Origin of the sequence: Micromonospora sp. NPDC049275 (assembly GCF_043197115.1) — a bacterium.
GTDB lineage: Bacteria > Actinomycetota > Actinomycetes > Mycobacteriales > Micromonosporaceae > Micromonospora.
In genome coordinates, this window is sequence record NZ_JBICSN010000006.1 from 318,162 (window position 1) to 338,457 (window position 20,296).

Consider the following 20,296-nt stretch of genomic DNA (forward strand, 5'->3'; position numbering starts at 1 on the left):
GCGTGCCCTGCCCGACGAGGGCACACGCGGGTAGCGGGCCGTCAGCCGCCCGAAGTGGCCCGCGCCGAGACGGCCTGATCGTCCGCCGCTCGGCGCGGCCCGGCCGGCACCCGCGGCTCGGCGAGCATCGTCTCGGCGAGCACCTGCGCCAACCGGGTGGCGTCGCGCTGGGCCTGCCCGGCGCAGCAGTTGTTGAACAGCACGTGCAGGTCGTCGACGTCCGCGGCCAGCGCCGCCAGGCGCGCGGCCCAGTCGCGCAGCTCCGACTCGTCGTACGCGTAGCGGAACTTGTCCTGCTTGTCGCCGTCGCGCCACGCGTCGCTGTGACCGTGGAAGCGGACGATCGCCGGCTCCGCCGTCCGGGTCAGGATCGGCGGCACCGATGACGGATGCCCCTGCGGCATGTCGACGCAGACCAGTGAGAGGTCGTGCGCGCCCAGCAGCTCCAGGGTCGTGGCCGCGGCGGCCCCGTCGAACCAGGACCCGTGCCGCAGCTCCACCGCGACCCGCCACGGCCGGCACCGCTGCGCCAGCTCGACGATCCGGCGTTCGGCGGCAGCCCCGCGCGCCAGCCAGGGCGGGAACTGCAACAGCACCGCGCCCAGCTTGCCGGCGGCCGCGATCGGGTCCAGCGCCGCCCGGAAACGGGCCCACAGCTCGTCGTACGCCTGCTCGGGCAGATCGCGACGGCGGACCCGGCTCGGGCCGGAGGCCGGTCGCAGGTCCCGGGGCAGCGCGGCCACCGGCGTCGGATGACCGGTGAAGAGGCTGAACGCCTTGACGTCGAAGGTGAAGTCGTCAGGCGTCGCGTCGACCCAGCCGTGCGTGGTCTCCGGCACCGGAACGGCGTAGTAGGACGTGTCCACCTCGACCAGCGGGAAGCGGCCGGCGTAGAAAGCCAACCTGCCGGCCGGCGTGTTGGCCGAGCGCGGATACCAGCCGGAGCGCAGCAACGTCTGGTCCGCCCAGGACGACGTGCCCACCTTGATCACACCCATGTCGTTCAGTGGACAGTCCCGCGCACCGATCGGCAACCGCTGGAGGCCGGCGCTCTCGTCGTGTCCGCCCCGAAGTGTCGGTGCCCGGTCCTAGGCTGACGCTCGACCGGACCTCGACGGAAGGGCACCACCATGACCAGCACCGCGCAGCTCACCGGGGAACGCGCCGACCTGCTGCAGACGCTGCGCCGGCACCGGGGCTTCCTCCTGCAGACCGTCGACGGGCTGACCGACGAGCAGGCCGCGGCGCGCAGCACGGTGAGCGAGCTCTGCCCCGGCGGGCTGATCAAGCACGTCGCCGGCACCGAGGAGCGGTGGATGCTCTTCGCCGTGGGCGGCGCGGAGGCGATGCAGCGCGAGGAGATCGACTGGGTCGGTCAGTTCCGGATGGCGCCGGGCGAGACCCTGGCCGGCCTCGTCGAGCGGTTCCGCGCGGTGGCCGACCACACCGACGAGTTGATCGCCACCCTCGATCTGGACGCGGCCCACCCGCTGCCGCAGGCGCCGTGGTTCGAGCCGGGTGCGAGCTGGACTGTCCGCCGGGTGCTGCTGCACCTCATCGCCGAGACGTCCCAGCACGCGGGGCACGCAGACATCCTGCGCGAGGCGATCGACGGGTCGAAGACCATGGGCTGAGCCCCGGCCGCCTCTCCGGCGCGTCGCCTCGTGCTGTCACCGCCCCTCTCCACGCCGCGCGGATGTGACATCGCCCGAGGGGTCGGCGCTGAGGGACACGAGATGAACGCGGACCGGATGGACCAGGAAACCGCCGAACGGCTGCTCGGCGGTTTCCCCGTCGACCCGTCCACAGGCACGCGTCCGGTCGTGCTGCTCCTGACGGCGGTGCGCGCCGCGCCGCGCCCCGACGAACTGGCCGGCCTGGGCCCCGCGGTGCAGGGCTTCCGCCGCGCCCAGGCGCACCGCCGGCGCCCTCCCCCGGCCCACCGGTCCGCACCCCCCGATCAGGCCTCGGGCGGTACGACAAACCGGAGCGACGGCCACTGACTCACGATCGTCGTCGACCCGCCGGGCGGGTGGAGCGATCACCGGCGTACGCGTCGGTGTGCCCCCAACGACCGGGGATGTCGAGCAGCTCCACACCGCCGAAGCCGGGAGGCAGGGCGGGGTTCACCAGCAGGTCCTCGCCCGTGGGTCGCAGACCCAACAGGGTGCCCAGCAACATCAGCAGCGCGCCGGAGGACCACGACTGGGGCCGACCGGCCGAGGGCAACTGGACCGGATACTTCGTCAGGCTCCGCTCGTAGCCGGCGATCAGCTCCGGCACCGCCCCGCCCAGCGTCTGCGCCATGTCGAAGATGCCGGCCGCGATCCGGGCCGCGTGCGCGTCGAAACGGTAGTGCCGCAGACCGGCCGCGATCAGGGCGTTGTCCGACGGCCACACCGCACCCAGGTGCGAACCCACCGGGTTGTACGGGCGCTGCCCGGTGGCGAACGTCCGCACGCCCCAGCCGTTGAACAGCTGCGGACCGAGCAGGTGCTCGGCGACCGCCTCGGCGCGATCGTCCGTGACGATCCCGCTCCACAGCAGGTGCCCGATGTTGGACGCCAGCGCGTCGACCGGCTCGCCGTACGGGTCCAGCGCCAACGCGTAGTACTCGCGGTGCGGCAGCCAGAAGTCCCTGTTGAACCGCTCCTTGAGCGCCACCGCCTCCCGATCGAGCCGGTCGGCGTACTCGGGTTCACCCCAGAACTCGCGGGCCAGCCGGGCGCCGCGCCGCTTCGCGTCGTACGCGTAGCCCTGCAACTCGCAGGTGGCGCGGGGAAACGCGGGCAGCCGCCCGTGCGCGTCGACGATCGCGTCCGGGGAGTCCTTCCAGGACTGGTTCACCGCGCCGTGGCGCTCGTTGCGGCGCTGGTAGCGCAGGTAGCCGTCACCGGTCAGGTCGCCGTACTCGTCGATCCAGTCCAGCGCCAGCCGGGCCGGGTGGCGCAGCTCGCGAACCAGGTCCGCGTCGCCTGACCACCGCTCGTACTCGTCGAGCAGGACCACGAACAGCGGGGTGGTGTCGGCGGCGCCGTAGTACAGCGCGTTCGGCCGCTCGCCGAAGGCGGCCAACTCGCCGTAGCGCAGCTGGACCAGGATCTTGCCCGGCTCCTCGTCGTGGTCGTCGTCGAGCTGGCCACCCTGCAACAGCGCCAGCATCCGCAGCGTCGCGCGGGCCAGTTCGGGAGTGAACGCCAGGCTCTGCACACAGGCGACGATGGCGTCCCGCCCGCACATTCCCATCGCCCACGGCAGGCCGCCGACCGGCACCCGGTCGGTGTACGCGAGCGGTTGGTACCGCAGCGCCGCCAGGGCGGCCAGAGCGCCCTGGTACGTCTCCTCCAGGCCGTCCCGCTCGGCCACCAGCTGCGGGGCCCGGCTCAGCCACGCGGTCAGGTCGTCGCCCATTCCGTCCCGCACGTTCTGCTGGTGTGACTCCAGGTCGGCACGCATGTCCCGGTCACCCTCGCCCTGCATCGTCATGCTGACGTGCAGGGTGGTCTCCCACGTCCCCTCGGCCGGAACCCGGATCCGGAACGTCAGCCCCTCCCCGTCGACCTCGGCGGGGGCGGTGCTGCGCACGGTGGTGACGCGGCCGAACCGCTCCCGCTCGTAGCGCAGCACGAGTGCCGCGCGGTGGGTGTCGGTCGTGACGTGGACGTTGCGCGGTCGGAGCTGCGCGACGTCGGCGATCTCCGCGATGTCGGTGAAGTCGGCGCCCACCTCCATCCGCACCGTGAAGTCGGCGGGCTTCGCCGAGTGGTTGAGCACTGTGATCTGCTCGTGCAGGCAGTCGTGCACCGAGCGGTGCCGGATGATCGACACGTCGGCGTCCACGTAGTGGCTGGCCGCGCCCGGCACCAGGAAGAACCGGGTCTCGAAGTACGTCATGTCGTCCCGGGAGAGGGCGTTGAGGCGTTCCCCGTCGACGCTGAGCACCCACCGGGACAGGAATCGGGTGTCGAACGAGAAGAGACCGACAGGCGCCTGTGGGTCGACCTCCATGTCGCCCTGGGCGTCGCTGATCGCGAACACGTTACCGGCGATCACATGCACCTGCTCCTGCCTCATCGCGACCGCTCCTGTTCCGCCAGGGCCGCCCGGCCCAGCGCACGAGGATGCCGGGCGCCGGGCGGGCCGGGGAAGATCCGCCGCAGCAGCATCAGCAGCGCCATGTCGCCGCGCAGGGTCAGCTCGTTGCGCAGCAGCGCCTCGGCGAGGTGCAGCTGGCCGGTGGCGAGCTGGTCGAAGACCGCCCGGTCGGCGCGGACCAGCAGGTCGGCGTCGTCGGCCGACCGGGTCGCCCGCACCTGCTGATCGGCGATGGTCAGGTACCAGTGCTCGGTGCAGCCGTCGCCGCGCATGTCCAGGCGCAGCGTCCCGGCGGTCGTCGGGGGCAGGTCGGGGCGCCGGCCCGGGTCGAGGTCCTGCAGGAACCGCGCCGCCGTCGTGCCCATCAGGTCACCTCCCGCATCCCGACAGGATCACCCGGCTCGGGGTGAGCGGGACTCACCCGTTCCGGATGAGCCGGGGGACCCGGGTCAGTCGGCGTCGACGAGGCCGCGCACGTAGGCGGCCTGCCCGGCATGTTGCAGGTCGTCGTCGGCGATGCTGACCAGCCGCACGCCGAGGGTGACCGGCGGGTCCCACGACTCGTCGACGACGCGGTCCAGGTCCGCCTGTCGCAGCCCGGCCAGGAACGATCCGGTACGCGCCGCGACCGCCGCGTAGTAGTCGATCAGCGCCTGCGCGCTCTCCGGCCGCACCTGGGCGACCTGGGCGGGCGTGTGGCCGTAGCCCGTGTTGTCCGGATCGGCGGTGAGCCCGAACCGCCCCGCCCAGTCCCCGCTCACCCAGACCTGCTCGGTGTCGAGCAGGTCGGCGACGTGATGGTCCTGGACGCGGGTCAGGTGCCAGACCAGCCACCCGACCGGGTTGGCGCCCTCGGCGGGCGCCCAGCGCAACTGCTCCGGGGTGAGGCCGTCGACCGCCGCGCGGACGAGGTCGGGCAGCCGGTCGTACGTCTCGGTCAGCAGGTCACTCACGTCCACGGGGCACGCCTCCTGGTCTGTTTCGGATCACGGTACCGCCGGACACGGACGGCCAAACCTCGGCCGCTACGGTGATCACGTGGTCGCGGCGCTGGAGCTGTATCTGGACCCGGATGCCACCCGACGGATCCGGGTGCTGTGGGACGCGCTGGAGGCCGAGGGCGTGCAGAGCATGCGCTCGCTGCTGGAACAGCGGCACCGTCCGCACGTCTCGCTCGCGGTGGCGCCCCGCTTCGATCCCGAGCAGGTCGCCGAGGCGCTGCGCGGAACAGTCGTGGCAGCCCCGCTGCGGCTCGACTTCCAGCACGTCGGTCAGTTCGTCGGACGGGTGCTCTGGCTCGGTCCGGCGCCCACACCGGAGCTGCTGGCCCACCACCGGATGGTGCACGGCCGGCTCGCCGCCGGCGGCGTCACCCTGGCCGGGCACTACCAGCCGGGGCGCTGGGTGCCGCACTGCACGCTGTCCATGCGGGTGCCGAACACGCTGATGGCCGCGGCGGTGCGCCGCTGCCTGGAGGTGCTGCCGCTGTCGGCGACAGTGGTCGGCGCGGCGCTCACCGACCACGCCCGCGGCATCGCCCACCCGCTGCCCTAGCCACCGCCGGGCCCTCGGTCGCGGACGCGCCCATGGCCGACGTGCCCCCTAGCCGACGTGCCCCTGGCCGACGTGCCTCCGGTCGCTGGCGCGACGCCGGGCGGTGACAGTGGCCGCCAGCGCGGCGGCGAGCGTGACAGATGCCCCGGCGACAAGCAACAGGCGTGGACCGAGCGGGGCGAGCACCCCGGCCAGCCCGGTGCCGAGCGAGGCGGCGGCCACCTTCAGCGCCGCCGTGGACACGAACACCCGTGCCCGTACGGCGTCCGGCGCGTACGCCGACCGGGCGGCCAGGGTAGCCGCGAAGAGTGGCGCGGTCGCCGCCCCGGCCAGCGCGAACGCGACGACCCCTACCGGGAAGCCGGGCACTGCCGCGCAGAGCGCGACCGCCACCGCGCCGAGCGCCGCCCACCGGAACGTCAGCCGCTCCGGCTCGCCGGTCAGCGGGAACGCCGTGACCACGAGAGCGGCGACGAGGTTTCCGCCCCCGTAGGCGGCGGCGAGCACCGCACCGGAGGCCGCCTCCCGGCCGAGGTCCGCCGCCAGCATGACGGCGAGCACCGAGATCGCTCCACCGGTGAGCGCGCCGACCATGGTGACCCCGGTGACCCGGCGCAGCGGCCCGGGCCCGAGCAGCACCCGCAGGCCGCCACGCGCGGCGGGCACGGTCCGCGCCGGCCCGTGCCGTCCGGACACCCGCGCCGGCAGTGTGCCCACCAGGACCGCCGCGACCACTGTGGCGGCGGCCAACCCGAGCAGGGACATCCGGGGTCCGGCCACGGCGGCGAGCACTGCCACGAGAGCCGGGCCGGCGCTGCCGCCCACCCCGTACGTCACCGCGTCCCAGCCCTGACCCCGGCGCTGCGACCGCTCGTCCGGGGCGAGGAGCGCGGCCAGCCGGCTGCTCAGGCCGCCCGTCAGCAGCGGCCCGCAGGCCCCGGCCACGATCAGCAGCGCGGCAGGCACACCGACCGGCACCCGGCCGAGCAGCAGCGCGGCCAGCGCGACGGCTCCGGCGTACGTGGCGAAGGCGGCGGCCAGCAGGCCCCGCCCGTCCCGTGCCCGGTCCAGCGGACGGGCGAGCAACGGCCCCAGCAGATGCGGTGCGGTCAGGCAGGTGGCCAGGAACCCGCCCAGCAGCGCCGGACGACTGGCCCCGACCTCCGGCAGGGTGGCCAACAGGACCACCCCCACCGCGGCACCGGCGTCCGCACCCCGGGCGAGCGTCGCCGCGACGAGGTAGTGCGGCAACGCCAGGCGTCCGGGAACGGCGGGTGCGGCCGTGTCGAGAGCTTCACTCACCCGTGCCTCGCTACCCAGTCGACAGGCCCGAGGCACCATCGAGGCGAAATGTCCGGTTTGGCGGGCGACAGTCGGGAAACCGAAAACAGGGGGTGCGGATGCGGCCGGGCGTGGGATGGTTCGACGTGGATGCCGTACCGGTGGCGACCCAACGCGAGCGGGTCGCCCGGCCGGGGGCGCGGGCGCACACCGCGCCGCCCGCGGCGGCTTCGACGAGGAGAGGCAGGGCCCATGCAGGCTCAGCGCAGGCCACCGCGCACGGAGCGGAGCCAGACCAACCACGACCGGACCGGCGGCGGGATGACCGGAGCGGCCACCCCCCTGACCATCTGGGCCGCCGCCGTGCTGCTCGGCCGCATCGCCGCGGGCGACGACGACAGCGAGGACGAACGGCACATCCTGCGCGGCATCGAGTGACAGTCGCGCCACGCTTTCAGAGCCAGCCGCGCCGCTTGAAGACCAGGTAGAGGGTGCCGCAGACCAGCAGCATCAGCAGCAGCGCGAAAAGGTAGCCGAAGCGCCAGTTCAGCTCCGGCATGTGGACGAAGTTCATCCCGTACACGGTGCCGATGAGCGTCGGGGCGAACAGGATCGCGGCCCACGAGGAAACCTTCTTCAGCTCCTCGTTCTGCGCGTAGCTGGCAGCGGTCAGGCTGCGCATCTCCTCGTTCTGCTGCTGCGAGACGAGGGTCGCGTTGACGGTGAGGATGTTCTGCAGCAGGTGCCGGAAGCCGTCCACGCGCTCCACCACCTGGGTGAGGTGGTCGGTCACGTCGCGCAGGTAGCGGCGCAGCTCCTCGTCGGTGCCGTAGCTGCCGGCGCCGCTGGCCAAGGCGTCGAGGATGCCGAGCAGTGGGCGGGCGGCCCGCTGGAACTCGATGACCTCCCGGCTGAGCCCGTAGATGCGCCGGCTGGCGTTCGGGTCGCCGCCGAAGACCTGGGTCTCGATCTCGTCGATGTCGTTCTCCAGCCCGGCGACCACCGGCGCGTACCCGTCGACGACCTGGTCGAGGATCGCGTACAGGACCGCCTCGGGCCCCCGGGCGAGCATCGGCGCGTCGGCCTCCATCCGCCGCCGCACCGCGGCCAGGTCGGGGACCTCGCCGTGGCGGACCGTCACCACGAAGCCTGGCCCGATGAACAGGTGCAGTTCGGAGAACTCGACCTCCTCCCGCAGATCGTCGTAGCGGGCGGCACGCAGCACCACGAAGAGCGTGTGCCCGTACCGCTCCAGCTTCGGTCGCTGGTGGGCGTTGATCGCGTCCTCCACCGCCAGGTCGTGCAGGCGGAACTCGCGCGCCAGCGAGGAGATCTGGTCGATGTCGGGTCGGTACAACCCGATCCAGGCCATCGCGTCGTCCTGCTCCTGCAGGCAGGAGTACGTCTCACCGAGGCCGGCCGGCGAGGCGAACCGGTGTCCCCGGATGTAGACGGCACTGTCCACCATGCCCCCGGCGGGTGGTGGCGGCTCCGGCGGTGGCGGCACGCCGACGTGGGTCTCATGCTCGTCGAGCTGACGGCCGAAGCCACCACCCGGACGGAAGCGACGGCCGCCGACCATGACCCGCTCCCTTCCGGTGACATCCCCCTCCGGCGGCCTCCCGGCCCTGCCAGACGGCTCGGCGCGGGGGCGCCGGAGGCGCTGCATCCCCCCTGCCCGCGGGCCGAAACCCTCCGACACGCCCGCCTCGCCCACCCGCGACGGGCGGGTTCGGCGTACCCGGGACGGGCGCGTGAGGCCGGGCGGATACTCGCGGTGACCATGGGCGGAGGACGGGGGAAGCGCCGGTGCAGGGCAACAGGCGCGCCGGGCGGCTGCGCGGTTGGCTGCTCGACGGCGGTACGGAGCAGGCCGCGCGGCATCCCGGCCCACACGGCCGCCCGCCGGCGGATCGGCACCAGCCGTGGTGGAAGGTGATGTGCCTGACCGGTGTCGACTACTTCTCGACGCTGGGCTACCAGCCGGGCATCGCGGCGCTGGCCGCCGGGGCGCTGTCGCCGGTGGCGACGCTGGTGCTGGTGCTGGTGACGCTGCTGGGCGCGCTGCCGGTGTACCGGCGGGTGGCGGTGGAGAGCCCGCACGGTGAGGGCTCGATCGCGATGCTCGTACGCCTGCTGAGTTACTGGCCGGGCAAGCTGTTCGTGCTGGTGCTGCTCGGTTTCGCGGCCACCGACTTCATCATCACCATCACCCTCTCGGCGGCGGACGCGACAGCCCACATCGACGAGAACCCGTTCTGGCCGAGCGGTCTCAAGGGACACGAGGTGGCCCTCACACTGCTGCTGGTGGCACTGCTGGGCGCGGTTTTCCTCAAGGGATTCGGCGAGGCCATCGGGATCGCGGTCGTCCTGGTCGCGGTCTACCTGGCGTTGAACGCGGTGGTGATCGCCGACGCGCTGTGGCGGGTGGTGACCCACCCGAGCGCGGTCGGGGACTGGACCACCGCGCTGCGCACCGGGCACGGCGATCCCCTGCTGGTGGTCGGGCTGTCCCTGCTGGTGTTCCCGAAGCTGGCGTTGGGCCTGTCCGGTTTCGAGACCGGGGTGGCGGTGATGCCGCACATCCGGGGGGATCGCCAGGACTCGGAGGACCGGCCGTTGGGCCGGATCCGGGGCGCGCGGCGGTTGCTCACCACCGCCGCGGCGACGATGAGCGTCTTCCTGATCACCAGCAGTGTGACCACCACCGTGCTGATCCCGCCGGAGGCGTTCCAGCCCGGCGGTCCGGCGAACGGCCGGGCGCTGGCCTACCTGGCGCACCAGCACCTCGGTGGGGTGTTCGGCACCGTCTACGACCTGTCCACGATCGCGATCCTGTGGTTCGCGGGGGCGTCGGCGATGGCCGGGTTGCTCAATCTCGTACCCCGGTATCTGCCGCGCTACGGCATGGCGCCTGCCTGGGCGCGGGCGGTCCGGCCGCTGGTGCTGGTCTTCACCGCGGTGGCGTTCCTGATCACCGTGGTCTTCTCGGCGAGCGTGGACGCGCAGGGCGGCGCGTACGCCACAGGGGTTCTGGTGTTGATCACCTCGGCGGCGACGGCCGTGACCCTCGCGGCGCGGCGACGGCGGCAGCGGGGGCGGACGTGGGCGTTCGGCGCCATCGCGCTGATCTTCGTCTACACCACGGTGGCGAACGTCGTGGAACGCCCCGACGGCGTCAAGATCGCCGCCTGTTTCATCGGCGGGATGATCCTGGTGTCCGTGCTGTCCCGGATCATGCGGGCCTACGAGCTGCGGGTCGACCACGTCGAGCTGGACCCGGTCGCCGCCCGGATGATCGACGAACGCGCCACCCGTCGGATCCGCCTCATCGCACACGAGCCGCAGCGCCGCGACCCCGCCGAGTACCGCGCCAAGCTGGCCCAGACCATGGCGGACAACGACTTCCCCGACGACGGCGACGTCATCTTCGTCGAGGTGCACATCACCGACCCGTCGGACTTCGAGACCGACCTGCTGGTGCGCGGCAGCGTGGCGCACGACAGCTACCCGGTGCTCAGCCTGACCGGCTCCTCGGTGCCCACCGCGCTCGCCGCCCTGCTGCTGGAGATCCGCGAACGGAGCCGGCGACGCCCGCACATCTACTTCGAGTGGAGCGAGGGTGGCCCGGGTCGCAACATCCTTCGCTACCTGGCGTTCGGGCAGGGCGCCATCGCCTCGGTCACCCGGGAGATCCTGCGTCGCCAGGAGCCCGACCCGCGCCGCCGGCCGCACGTGCACGCCGGTTGACCTGCGGGTCGAACCGTCGCCCGGCCGTGAGCGTGGTCATAACGGCTGGACGGTCCACCGGTCGGAGCTGCTAGCCTCGGCGCAGGTCATGAGTGCCAGCGCGAAGCCCCGGCTCGCTGGCCGGCAACCCTCCTCCGCGGTGGGGTGCCCCGGGTGAAGACCAGGCACCGGCACGACGTCGGCGCAAGCGTGGCCTGGCACCCAGGTCAGCACCAGACCCGGGAGACCGTATGCGCAGCCTCAGCCCCACCCCACCGGCCGGTCGGCTCACGCCGACCCTGACCCGGCGACGGCACGTGGACCTGATGCGAATGTGCAGCGCGGTGTGTACCGCCGCCTGACGCGCTAGCCCTCCCTCTCCCCTCCCCGGGCGCACCGCGCCCACCCACCCCGCTGTCGATCATGAAGGTGTTGCCCGCCCGACCGGCGTGTCGGGGCAACAACTTCATGATCGTCCGGGTCGACGCACCCTTTTGGAGACACCCGTGCGATTTTCTTCTGGCTTGAGCCGCTTCGTTGCCCTGGGCGCGGGCGCCGTTTTGGTGGCCGGCGGGTTGGCCGCCTGCGGTGGCGGCGACTCGTCCGGCGCCGCCGGCAACCCGTACGGCCTGGCGCAGGCGGGCGTGCTGCGCGCCGGCACGCTCACCGACGCCCCGCCGAACGTGTACCTCAAGGATGGCAAGTTCACCGGCTTCGACAACGACCTGCTGACCGCGGTCGCCGGCAAGCTCGGCCTCACTGTCGAGTTCGTCGGCACCGACTTCTCCGCGCTGCTCTCCCAGGTCAACAACCACAAGTTCGATGTGGGCAGCTCCTCGATCACCATCACCGAGGCGCGCAAGAAGACGGTCGACTTCGGCAACGGGTACGACTTCGGCTACTTCGGGCTGGACGTGCCGGCGGGTTCGCCGATCACCGGGTTCGACCAGCTCGCCGGCAAGCGCGTCGTGGTGGTGCAGGGCACCGTCCAGGACGACTACGCCACCGGCAAGCAGCTCGACCCGGTGCGGGTGCCCGACTACAACGGCGCGATCAACCAGCTCAAGGCGGGCACCGCCGACGCGTGGATCGCCCCGGCGGAGATCGGCGAGAAGTCGGCAGCCGACAGCAGCGGCAAGATCACCGTGGCGGCCAAGCAGCTCAGCCCGGCGCCGACCGCGTACGCCGTGGCCAAGGGCAGCGACAAGCTGCGCGAGGCGCTGAACAAGGGCCTCGACGAGGTCATCGCCGACGGCACCTGGAGCCGGTTGCAGGCCCAGTACTACCCGGGCCGGCCGATCCCGGCGGACTTCAGGCCGGGCAGCGGCACGGTGTCGGCGCCGTCGGCGTCGGCTGTGCCGTCGGCGTCGGCCGCTTCCTGAACCGGTGACGAGCGAGCAGGGCGGTAGGAGAGGCCACCGATGGATCCGTTGAGCACCCTGTGGGAGACCTTCTTCGACGCCGACGCGATGCGCGAGGCGCTGCCCGAGATGCTTACCGTCGGGCTGCCCAACACGCTGATCCTGGCGGTCTCCGCCGCCCTGCTCGGCACGGTGTTCGGCCTGCTGCTGGCCGTGGCCGGCATCTCCCGCAGTCGGTGGCTGCGCTGGCCGGCCCGCGTCTACACCGACGTGTTCCGGGGGCTGCCGGCCGCGGCGACGATCCTGCTGATCGGCGTCGGGCTGGCACCCTTCGGCATGCGGGTCTGGGGGCCGGACCCGTACCCCCTGGGCATCCTCGCGCTGTCGCTGATCGCGGCGGCGTACATCGGGGAGATCTTCCGCTCCGGCATCCAGTCGGTGGAGGCCGCCCAGTTGGAGGGTGCGCGGGCCCTCGGCTTCTCCTGGGCCGAGGCGATGCGGCTGGTGATCATCCCGCAGGGCGTCCGGCGGGTGCTGCCCGCCTGGGTAAACCAGCTCATCGCGCTGATCAAGGACTCCAGCCTGGTCTACTTCCTCGGCCTGGTGGCCAGCCAGCGGGAACTGTTCCGCATCGGGCAGGACTACGCGGCCACCACCGGCAACGAGTCCGCGTTGCTGCTGGCGGGACTGTTCTACCTGGCGTTGACCGTCCCGCTGACGCACGTCGTGAACGCAATCGACAGACGGCTGCGCCATGGCCGGCCGGCCACCGCTGCCGACGACGAGGACGACGACACTCCGGCGCTGGCCGGCGCACCGGAAGGAGATCGGAGATGACCACCCTCGCGACCACCACCTCGGTGAGCCTCCAGGCACGCGACGTCCACCTCGCCTTCGGGCCGAACCGCGTGCTGCGCGGCGTCGATCTCACCGTGGCGCGCGGCGCGACCGCCTGCGTCATCGGGCCGTCCGGGTCGGGCAAGTCCACTCTGCTGCGTACGCTCAACCGGCTCATCGAGCCCGACCGGGGTGACGTGCTGCTGGACGGACGCAGCGTTCTGCGCGACGACCCGGACGCGCTGCGCCAGCGGGTCGGCATGGTCTTCCAGCAGTTCAACCTCTTTCCGCACATGAGCGTGCTGCGCAACGTCACCCTGGCGCTGCGTCGGCTGCGCAAGCTCGGCGAGGACGAGGCGACGGCGATCGCCCGCGCCCAGTTGGAGCTGGTGGGGCTCGCCAACAAGGCCGACGCCCGGCCGGCGCAGCTCTCCGGTGGTCAGCAGCAGCGGGTGGCGATCGCCCGGGCGCTGGCGTTGCGGCCCGAGGTGATGCTCTTCGACGAGGCCACCTCGGCGCTCGACCCGGAGCTCGTCAAGGGGGTGCTCGGGGTGATGGCCGACCTGTCCACCGCCGGAATGACGATGGTGGTGGTCACCCACGAGATGGGCTTCGCCCGGCACGTCGCCGACACCGTCGCCTTCATGGACCGGGGTGTGGTGCTGGAGGCCGGCCCGCCGGACCGGATCTTCGAGAGGGCTGAGCATCCCCGGCTCCGCCGCTTCCTCGCCCAGGTGCTCTGAGACGGACGCTCAGCCCGCCTGGCGGCGCAGGTGCCCGGCGAACGCCTTCAGGTCGCCGAGCAGCTCCAGGATGGCGTTCCGGTACGCGACCGACGCCCACAGGTGCAGCTCCTCGTCGTCCAGCCCGCCGAACGCCAGCGACAGCGCCTTGCGCCGGCGCCTGTCGAGCACCTTGTGCGGGCGGGCGAGCAGGCCGCCCTCGCGGCGCAGCGCCTGGACGTAGGCGGTTACCGCCTCCTGGTAGTGCTGCCCGGCGACCCGTTCCAGCAGGGTGAACTCGAAGACGTTCAAGGCCGCCTCGGAGTCCCAGTACGCGCTGTCACGCACCGGCGCGCTCGCCACGTGCCGGCCCATGGCGTGCCGGGCCTCGTAGAGCAGCAGCACCCCCCGACCGGTGGTGCTCAGCGGCCGGCGGGGCGTCGGCAGGCGCAGCGTACGCACCGGCGACGCGGCGGTCAGGTCCACCGCGCCGGCGTACGTCGGCATGCGGTGCGTTCCCGAGGCCGGCTCGGGCAGCAGGCAGGCCCGCTCCTGGTAGGGCAGCGGGCCGGCACCGTGGGGCGCGGCGCGGACCGCTGCGGCGTGCAGCTCGGTCAGGGGCCGGTCGTCCGGGGCCCGGCCCGGCGGCAGGGTGAGCACGAGACCGTTGACGCCGGGCACAGGCACGCCCAGCACGCAAGATTTGCGCAGGAACGCCCAGGTCGCCGCCGCCTCGCGGATGCCGCTCGCCACCGCCTGCGCGTCGGCCCGCCAGTCCTGGGCGATCCGCAGCCGCTGCTGGAGGTCGGCGGTCGCGGCGCCGTCGTGCGGGTACAGCTCACGGACGGCCCGGGGCAGGGACCCGAGGCGCAGCTCCAGCGGGTCGCCGGTGGGCGCGGGCACAGCGTGGCGGGGACAGTCGGCGGCGGAGTGCGGGTCACCGTCGACCGCGTGGCAATCCCCCAGCCAGCTCGCGCCGGGCGGACCGGCCGGCCGCGCGAACGCCAGGTGGGGCAGCCGGCCGGTGCGCAGCACCGTCTCGTACTGCGGTCGGGCGCGCCCGGCACGCAGCCCGTCCAGCGGCAGCATCGGCGCCAACGCCAGCACCCCCGCGAGGACGACGCAGTGCGGGCAGGCGTCGCGCACCCGGTAGTGGCGGCGATGGTCCACGCCAGGCTGCTCCCACTGGACACCGACGACCGCGTCGTCGGATGCCATCAGGTAGAGGAACTCGGTGGCGGCGCGCTCCCGGGTGACCGCGACCAGCTCGTCGAGGAACTCGCCCTCGGTGACCACCCGGGGGTCGGCCTCGCTCGCTCCGGTGGCCATGGGCATCCCCTCGCGAACCGAACACATCGACGGACGCCGAACCGCCTCTCACCGTACCCGCCGACGACGTGGCCGAACGTCCCGTACGGCGTGCGGCGGTGTCACCAATCCGTCAGGCGCGACCGGACCGGTCACGGGGACGGTCACTCGTTCGGTCCCCGCCCCAGAAGCCGGATCTCCTCGTTGTCCAGGGCGGCCTGGAGCTCCTGGAGCACCAGGTCGTCGATCTCCCGGTTGTCGCGCAGCCGGGTCAGCTCCCGCCGCTTGTGGGCGAGGACGCCGAGGCGCAGTCGGCGGTCCAGCCGGCGTTCCTCGGCGGTACGCCCACCGCTTTCGTTGAAGTCCTCCAGGTGCCGCTGGTACTCGGCCCGCAACCGACGGACCGTCTCCCCCTCGACGCCGACCTCGGCGGCGACGCGGGGCAGCGCGTCCAAACCGGCCTGGGTGGCACGCTGGCGGGCATGCCGGGTCTCGTCGACGCGTTCGGGGTCGCCGGTCAGCCCCGCCCAGCGCACCACGAGCGGCAGGGTGGTGCCCTGCACCAGCATGATCAGGACGATCACCAGCGCGGTGACGAAGATGATCAGATCGCGTTCGGTCACCGGTGTGCCGGTGGCGGTCATCGTCGGGACGGCCAGCGCGGCGGCGAGCGACACGGCGCCCCGGAAACCGGACCAGCCGGCCACGGTCCCCACCCGCCAGTCGGACGCCGACGGGTCCTGGTCGAGCATCCGGCGACGCAGCAGCTTCGCCGACTCCGCCGTCAGGTAGACGAACAGCAGCCGGGTGGCGACGACGACCGGGGTGACCACCAGCACGATCGCCAGGGCCCGACCCGGCGAGGTGCTGGAGATACCCTTCACCGCCCGGGGGATCTGCGTGCCGAGCAGAACGAACAGCCCACCGTTGATCAGGAACGTGGACAGGTCCCAGAACGCGTACGCCAGCACCCGGGACCGGGCGCGGATCACCCGTGGACCGGCGTAGGCCAGCACCAGGCCGGCGACCACGACGGCCAGCACACCGCTGGCGTGCACCGCGTCGGCGAGCAGGAACGCGGCGAACGGCGTCAGCACGCTCAGCGCCCCCTCCCGCAGCGGGTCGTCGAGCCGCTTGCGGATGAGCACCACGACGGCGCCCACCAGTAGCCCGGCGACGATTCCACCGATGCTGGCGCCGACGAACTCCTCACCGATGCCCAGCAGCCCCGGCTTGTCGCTGTGGGTGAGCAGACCCACGGCCACCGCGAAGATCACCAGGGCGCTGCCGTCGTTGATCAGACTCTCCGCGTGCAGGGTGGTGAGCAGCTTCCGGGGCAGGCGCTTGGCCAGGCCGGTGACCGCAGCGGCGTCGGTCGGCGCGAGGACCGCCCCGAGCACCCAGGCAGCCGCCGGGTTCACGCCGAACGCCTGCGCGGTCAGCGACACCGTCACCATGGTGAGCACCACGAGCACCACGGCGAGGAGCCCGATCACCGGCAGGTTGGCCCGGATCTCGCGCAGGCTGATGGTGAGGCTCTCCCGGTAGAGGATCGCGGGCAGGAAGATCAGCAGTACCAGCTCCGGCTCCAGGGTCACCTCGGACAGCGGCGGCACCAGCCCGAGCAGCACCCCGAACCCGATGAGCAGCACCGGCGGCGCGACCCGGTACCGGCCGCCGAGGGTGGTGCCGACCAGGACGGTGACGCCCAGCACCACGATCAGGACGAGCACCTCCACGGCGTACCCCCTCGATCCCCGGCCGACGACGGACGCCGGTGGTTCCATCTGACCGCACCCCGGTTGCCGGTTCCAGGGGAACTGGCAAGTCGCCCGGCACGGGACGCCCCGAGTGGGCTCAGGTCGGGTCGTCGGCGCGAGCGCGCCCGGTGAGCAGGCGGGCGGTACGGCGGTGCTCGGCGGCCTCCTCGTCGCGGCCCAGAGCGGCGGCCAGGTCGGCGAGGTGCCCGGCCACCGGGCCGACGGTGAGCACCCCGCTGCCGGCGGCCAGCTCGTCCGCGGCCGGTCGGAGCGCGGCTGCGACGCGCTCCATGGTGGCCCTGTCGTCGACGGCGAGGGCGGCCCGCGCGGTGAGGCACAGTCGCACCTCCCGCAGCAGGTCGTGCGGCCCGTCCGGGAGCGCCCGCAGTGCCGCTCGGGCGGCGGGCCGGTCGCCGTCGACGGCGAGCAGCAGCGGGCGGACCCACGGCTCGTGGGGACCCCAGTCCAGCCGCGCCCAGCCCTCGTCGTCCGGCCCGGAAATCGGCCGGTCGTCGTGGGCCGACCGATCGTCGACCGCTTCGGCCAGGCGCAGGCCGAGCAGCGCGAGCGGTAGCAGTCCGTGAGCCAGACCCGGCATGGCGTCGGCGGGGAGGCCTTGCGCGGCTGCCCGGTACGCGCTCGCCGCCGCCTCCCGGTCGCCGTCCAACGCCCGGCGCAGCGCGGCGTACCAGCCGGTGAAGACCCCCACCAGCGGTAACTCGTACCGCCGTGCGAGGCGGTCGGCGGCGCGGGCGTGAACATCGGCGCCGGCCCGGTCGGCTCGCGCGCAGCACGACTGCACTCCGATGAGGTGACCCAGCACCTCGAAGGTCACCAACTGGCGTGCGGCGGCCAGGTCGACAAGCTCCGCGCCGATCCGGGCCCGCTCGGCGGCCAGCCCGACGCGGTGGAAGGCGTGCATGAAGCGCGCGTTCAGCGCGAAGGCCAGCAACCCGGGGTCGGCGACGGTCCGGGCGATCCGCTCGGCCTCGGCGGCGGCCCGGCGGCCACGGTCGTCGGAAGTGCCGCGCAGCTCCAGCGCTAGCGTGCTCAGCAGCCGGCTGCGCTGCGCCGAGCCGGTCGGCCCGAGGCCGGTCAGGGCCTGCTCGGCGGCGCGGACGATCCGCTCGGAGAGCACGTCGTCGTCGTTGCGGGTCCAGATCGCTGGCACGTCGAAGCCGGCCAGCACCTCCGCCGTCAGCCGGGGGTCACCGACCGCCTCGGCGTCGGCGATGGCCTCGGCGCGGTACCCGCGCGCCTGCGCCAACCGGCCCGTCACCGCCAGAGCGCGCCCCAGACCGAGGACCGCGCTCAACCGCTCACGCCGCTCCGTCCCCCCGGCCCGGTCGTACGCGTCGACGACCTGTGCCCACAGCCGGGCCGCCTCGTGCGGGTTGCCGTCGCGTTCGGCATGTTCCGCGGCGGTACGTGCGTAGCCCGCGGCCCGGAGGGCGGCAGCCGACCCACCGGCGCGCAGCAGGTGGTGGGCCACCGTGGCGGGGTCGACGGGCTGACGCCGCTGCAACACCTCGGCCACGCCGGCGTGCCAGGCCGCGCGCCGCGCCGCGGACAGATCCGCGTAGAGCGTGTCGCGGACCAGGATGTGGGTGAACCGCAGTCGCCCGTCGGCTTCCGCCTCGGTCAGGAACCCGGCCTGCAACGCGCGGTCCACGGCGTCCAGCAGCGCCGCCGGGTCGCCGGTCAGCGCGCCGAGCACGTCGGGGTCGACGTCCCGGCCCAGCACCGCCGCCTGCCGCAGCACGGTACGGGTCGGCGCGGGCAGTTGCGCGAGTCGGTGCCGGATGACGTCGCGCACCCCGGGCGGCACCGCCGCCAGCGCCGCGTCGCCCGCGCCGGCGTACAGCTGGACCAGCTCCCGGACGAAGAACGGGTTGCCGCCGCTGCGGTGGTGGATCAGCCCGACGGTGGGCGGGTCCAGCTCCGTTCCGGCGAGGGCCCGGGTCAGCTCGCCTGTCGCCTCGGGAGACAGGCCGCCGAGATAGACGCGCACCGGTTCGAGCCCGGCGGCGCGGGCCAGGGCGGCGGTCAGCTCCGGGCTGATCTCGGTGGCCCGGTAGGTGCCCAGGACCAGCACCGGCCCGGTGGCCTGCTGCGGCCCGGTGAGCAGGGCGGTGAGCAGGTCCAGTGTGTCGCCGTCGGCGCGGTGCAGGTCGTCCAGCACCAGCAGGAGGGGCGTCCGGTCGGCGACGGCGGAGACCAACGACGCCACCGCGCGGTGCCGACGGAACCGGGCCACGGCGGGATCGGCCGCGCCGCTGGAACCGGCCGTCCCGCCACCGCCCACCGGCCCGCCGAACCCGGCAGGCTCACCCGGCCCGCCAGCCTCACCCGACCCCGGAGGCTCACCCGACCCGGAGAGCTCAGCCGACGCTGCCAGCCAAAAGCCCGACGCTGCCGGGACGCCCGACCCCGCTGGCTCGGTGAGCGTGTCGGTGATCTGGGTCCACGGCCAGGCGGGTGGGGCACCCTCGTACTCGGGGCTGCGGCCCCAGGCCGTGGTCCAGCCCTCGGCGGCGAGCTGCCGGGTCAGCGCCTCGGCCAGGGCGGTCTTGCCGGCGCCCGGATCCCCACTGAGCAGGGCGAGCGTGGGCCGGCCGGAGCCGGTGACGGCCTGGCCGGCCTGCCGCAGCCTCTCCAGCTCCGCGTCCCGCCCGACGAACGGCCGCTCCGCCTCCCGCCCGACGAACGGCCGCTCCGCCTCCCGCCCGAGGACCGGTCGTTGCGGCGAGGGTCCCGTCGCGCCGTCCCGAAGGGGTCCGCCACCGTCCGGGACGGTCACGGCGGGGGTGGGGGTCAGGTGTGGCGCCTGGGCCAGGATGTCGGCCTCCAGCCGACGCAGCTCGGGCCCCGGGTCCAGACCCAGCTCCGCCACCAGGACGTCGCGGGCCTCGCGCAGCGCTGCCAGCGCCTCGCCCTGCCGGCCGGAGCGGTACCGGGCCAGCGCGAGCAGTCGCCAGGCGTCCTCCCGCAGCGGATGGCTGGCGAGGTGGGCGGGCAGGTCGGCGGCGGCCTCGTCCGGACGGCCCAGCGCGAGCAGCGCCTCGGCACGCCGCTCGACGGCGAGCATCCGCGACTCGTCCAGGCGGTTGATCTCCGCGACGGCCCAGAGGGCGCCCGCGCAGTCCGCGTACGCGGGCCCGCGCCAGAGCCCGAGCGCCTCGTCCAGCACCGTCAGGGCCGACGCGGGCAGCTCCCCGGTCAGCAGCCGTCCCGCCTCGCCGACGGCGGCCTCGAAGCGGTAGGCGTCCACCGTGCCCGGGGCGGCGCGCAGCGCGTACCCCGAGGGCTCGGTGACCAGGAGGCGCGGTGGCTGCCGGGGCGGCCGGTCGGGCTCCAACGCCCGGCGCAGGTCGGCGACGAAGGTGCGGATCGCGCCCACCGCGCCGTCCGGCGGGACCTCCCACAGGTCGTCGACGAGGCGTTCCACGGGCACCACCCGGCCGTGGGCGATCAACAACCGGGCCAGCACCAGGCGCTGCCGGTGGCCCCGCAGCGGGACCGGACCGCCCGCGGTGGTGGCGGTCACCGGCCCGAGCACGCCGAACGTCACCTCCACCGGTGGTGTCGGTTGCCTGGTCATGGCACCAATCTAGGCGGCCGCGCCGGCCCGTACTGATTCGGCGCTGAC

18 protein-coding genes and 1 riboswitch are annotated in these 20,296 nt (G+C 73.6%); of the genes, 9 read left to right on the forward strand and 9 right to left on the reverse strand.

Annotated elements, in window-relative coordinates:
- Positions 1-41 precede the first annotated feature (41 nt).
- Positions 42-998: a DUF72 domain-containing protein gene (locus ACGFIE_RS20915; protein ID WP_363688572.1), complete on the reverse strand. Its 957-nt coding sequence runs from the start codon at positions 996-998 to the stop codon at positions 42-44.
- A gap of 132 nt (positions 999-1,130) precedes the next feature.
- On the opposite strand from ACGFIE_RS20915, the gene ACGFIE_RS20920 reads away from it, so the two are divergent.
- Together ACGFIE_RS20920 and ACGFIE_RS20925 are read left to right on the forward strand one after the other, a co-directional pair.
- A complete protein-coding gene (locus ACGFIE_RS20920) occupies positions 1,131-1,634 on the forward strand; it encodes a DinB family protein (RefSeq protein WP_266250239.1) in 504 nt (167 codons plus the stop codon).
- A gap of 102 nt (positions 1,635-1,736) precedes the next feature.
- A complete protein-coding gene (locus ACGFIE_RS20925; protein WP_363688570.1) occupies positions 1,737-2,003 on the forward strand; it encodes a hypothetical protein in 267 nt (88 codons plus the stop codon).
- A 1-nt stretch (position 2,004) separates the two neighbouring features.
- Here the strand turns inward: ACGFIE_RS20925 and ACGFIE_RS20930 are convergent, their stop codons facing one another.
- The 3 genes from ACGFIE_RS20930 to ACGFIE_RS20940 form a co-directional block, all read right to left on the reverse strand.
- Positions 2,005-4,074, reverse strand: a complete 2,070-nt coding sequence (locus tag ACGFIE_RS20930) for a glycogen debranching N-terminal domain-containing protein (RefSeq protein WP_393296861.1) — start codon at positions 4,072-4,074, stop codon at positions 2,005-2,007.
- Positions 4,071-4,460: an SCP2 sterol-binding domain-containing protein gene (locus ACGFIE_RS20935; RefSeq protein ID WP_363688566.1), complete on the reverse strand. Its 390-nt coding sequence runs from the start codon at positions 4,458-4,460 to the stop codon at positions 4,071-4,073. Before ACGFIE_RS20935 ends, ACGFIE_RS20930 begins: the two co-directional genes overlap by 4 nt.
- An 84-nt stretch (positions 4,461-4,544) precedes the next feature.
- Positions 4,545-5,054, reverse strand: a complete 510-nt coding sequence (locus ACGFIE_RS20940) for a DinB family protein (protein ID WP_363688564.1) — start codon at positions 5,052-5,054, stop codon at positions 4,545-4,547.
- A gap of 79 nt (positions 5,055-5,133) precedes the next feature.
- Here ACGFIE_RS20940 and ACGFIE_RS20945 point away from each other — a divergent pair, with 79 nt between their 5' ends.
- Positions 5,134-5,649 (forward strand): 2'-5' RNA ligase family protein, encoded by a 516-nt coding sequence (locus ACGFIE_RS20945; RefSeq protein WP_393296863.1) that lies wholly within the window; start codon positions 5,134-5,136, stop codon positions 5,647-5,649.
- Positions 5,650-5,697: 48 nt separating this feature from the next.
- On the opposite strand, the gene ACGFIE_RS20950 is transcribed toward ACGFIE_RS20945, so the two are convergent.
- The gene (locus ACGFIE_RS20950) at positions 5,698-6,951 is read right to left on the reverse strand and encodes an MFS transporter (protein WP_393296865.1); all 1,254 of its coding nucleotides are present in this window, start codon (positions 6,949-6,951) and stop codon (positions 5,698-5,700) included.
- Positions 6,952-7,182: 231 nt separating this feature from the next.
- Between ACGFIE_RS20950 and ACGFIE_RS20955 the strand changes: the two genes are divergently transcribed.
- Entirely contained in the window at positions 7,183-7,368 is a 186-nt protein-coding gene (locus tag ACGFIE_RS20955; protein WP_363688558.1) for a hypothetical protein, read from the forward strand.
- 16 nt (positions 7,369-7,384) lie between these two features.
- On the opposite strand, the gene corA is transcribed toward ACGFIE_RS20955, so the two are convergent.
- Positions 7,385-8,512: a magnesium/cobalt transporter CorA gene (corA, locus tag ACGFIE_RS20960; RefSeq protein ID WP_393296867.1), complete on the reverse strand. Its 1,128-nt coding sequence runs from the start codon at positions 8,510-8,512 to the stop codon at positions 7,385-7,387.
- A gap of 227 nt (positions 8,513-8,739) precedes the next feature.
- On the opposite strand from corA, the gene ACGFIE_RS20965 reads away from it, so the two are divergent.
- The 5 genes from ACGFIE_RS20965 to ACGFIE_RS20985 all read left to right on the forward strand — a co-directional run bounded on the left by ACGFIE_RS20965 (position 8,740) and on the right by ACGFIE_RS20985 (position 13,600).
- Complete coding sequence (locus ACGFIE_RS20965) at positions 8,740-10,680, forward strand: amino acid transporter (RefSeq protein ID WP_393296869.1); 1,941 nt, start codon at positions 8,740-8,742, stop codon at positions 10,678-10,680.
- An 84-nt stretch (positions 10,681-10,764) separates the two neighbouring features.
- Positions 10,765-10,876, forward strand: a riboswitch (SAM riboswitch).
- A gap of 34 nt (positions 10,877-10,910) precedes the next feature.
- Positions 10,911-11,021: a putative leader peptide gene (locus ACGFIE_RS20970; protein WP_393296871.1), complete on the forward strand. Its 111-nt coding sequence runs from the start codon at positions 10,911-10,913 to the stop codon at positions 11,019-11,021.
- Positions 11,022-11,183: 162 nt separating this feature from the next.
- A complete protein-coding gene (locus ACGFIE_RS20975) occupies positions 11,184-12,041 on the forward strand; it encodes an ABC transporter substrate-binding protein (protein ID WP_393296873.1) in 858 nt (285 codons plus the stop codon).
- Positions 12,042-12,080: 39 nt separating this feature from the next.
- Positions 12,081-12,857 carry an amino acid ABC transporter permease gene (locus ACGFIE_RS20980; RefSeq protein WP_393296875.1) on the forward strand — a complete coding sequence of 259 codons (777 nt, stop codon included), beginning with the start codon at positions 12,081-12,083 and terminating at the stop codon, positions 12,855-12,857.
- Positions 12,854-13,600, forward strand: coding sequence for an amino acid ABC transporter ATP-binding protein (locus ACGFIE_RS20985; protein WP_393296878.1), 747 nt, complete (start codon positions 12,854-12,856; stop codon positions 13,598-13,600). Before ACGFIE_RS20980 ends, ACGFIE_RS20985 begins: the two co-directional genes overlap by 4 nt.
- 9 nt (positions 13,601-13,609) lie before the next feature.
- On the opposite strand, the gene ACGFIE_RS20990 is transcribed toward ACGFIE_RS20985, so the two are convergent.
- From ACGFIE_RS20990 to ACGFIE_RS21000, 3 genes are all read right to left on the reverse strand, one after another.
- Complete coding sequence (locus ACGFIE_RS20990; protein ID WP_393296880.1) at positions 13,610-14,908, reverse strand: hypothetical protein; 1,299 nt, start codon at positions 14,906-14,908, stop codon at positions 13,610-13,612.
- Positions 14,909-15,051: 143 nt separating this feature from the next.
- Positions 15,052-16,674 carry a Na+/H+ antiporter gene (locus ACGFIE_RS20995; protein WP_393296882.1) on the reverse strand — a complete coding sequence of 541 codons (1,623 nt, stop codon included), beginning with the start codon at positions 16,672-16,674 and terminating at the stop codon, positions 15,052-15,054.
- A 70-nt stretch (positions 16,675-16,744) separates the two neighbouring features.
- Complete coding sequence (locus ACGFIE_RS21000) at positions 16,745-20,248, reverse strand: BTAD domain-containing putative transcriptional regulator (protein WP_393296884.1); 3,504 nt, start codon at positions 20,246-20,248, stop codon at positions 16,745-16,747.
- Positions 20,249-20,296 lie beyond the last annotated feature (48 nt).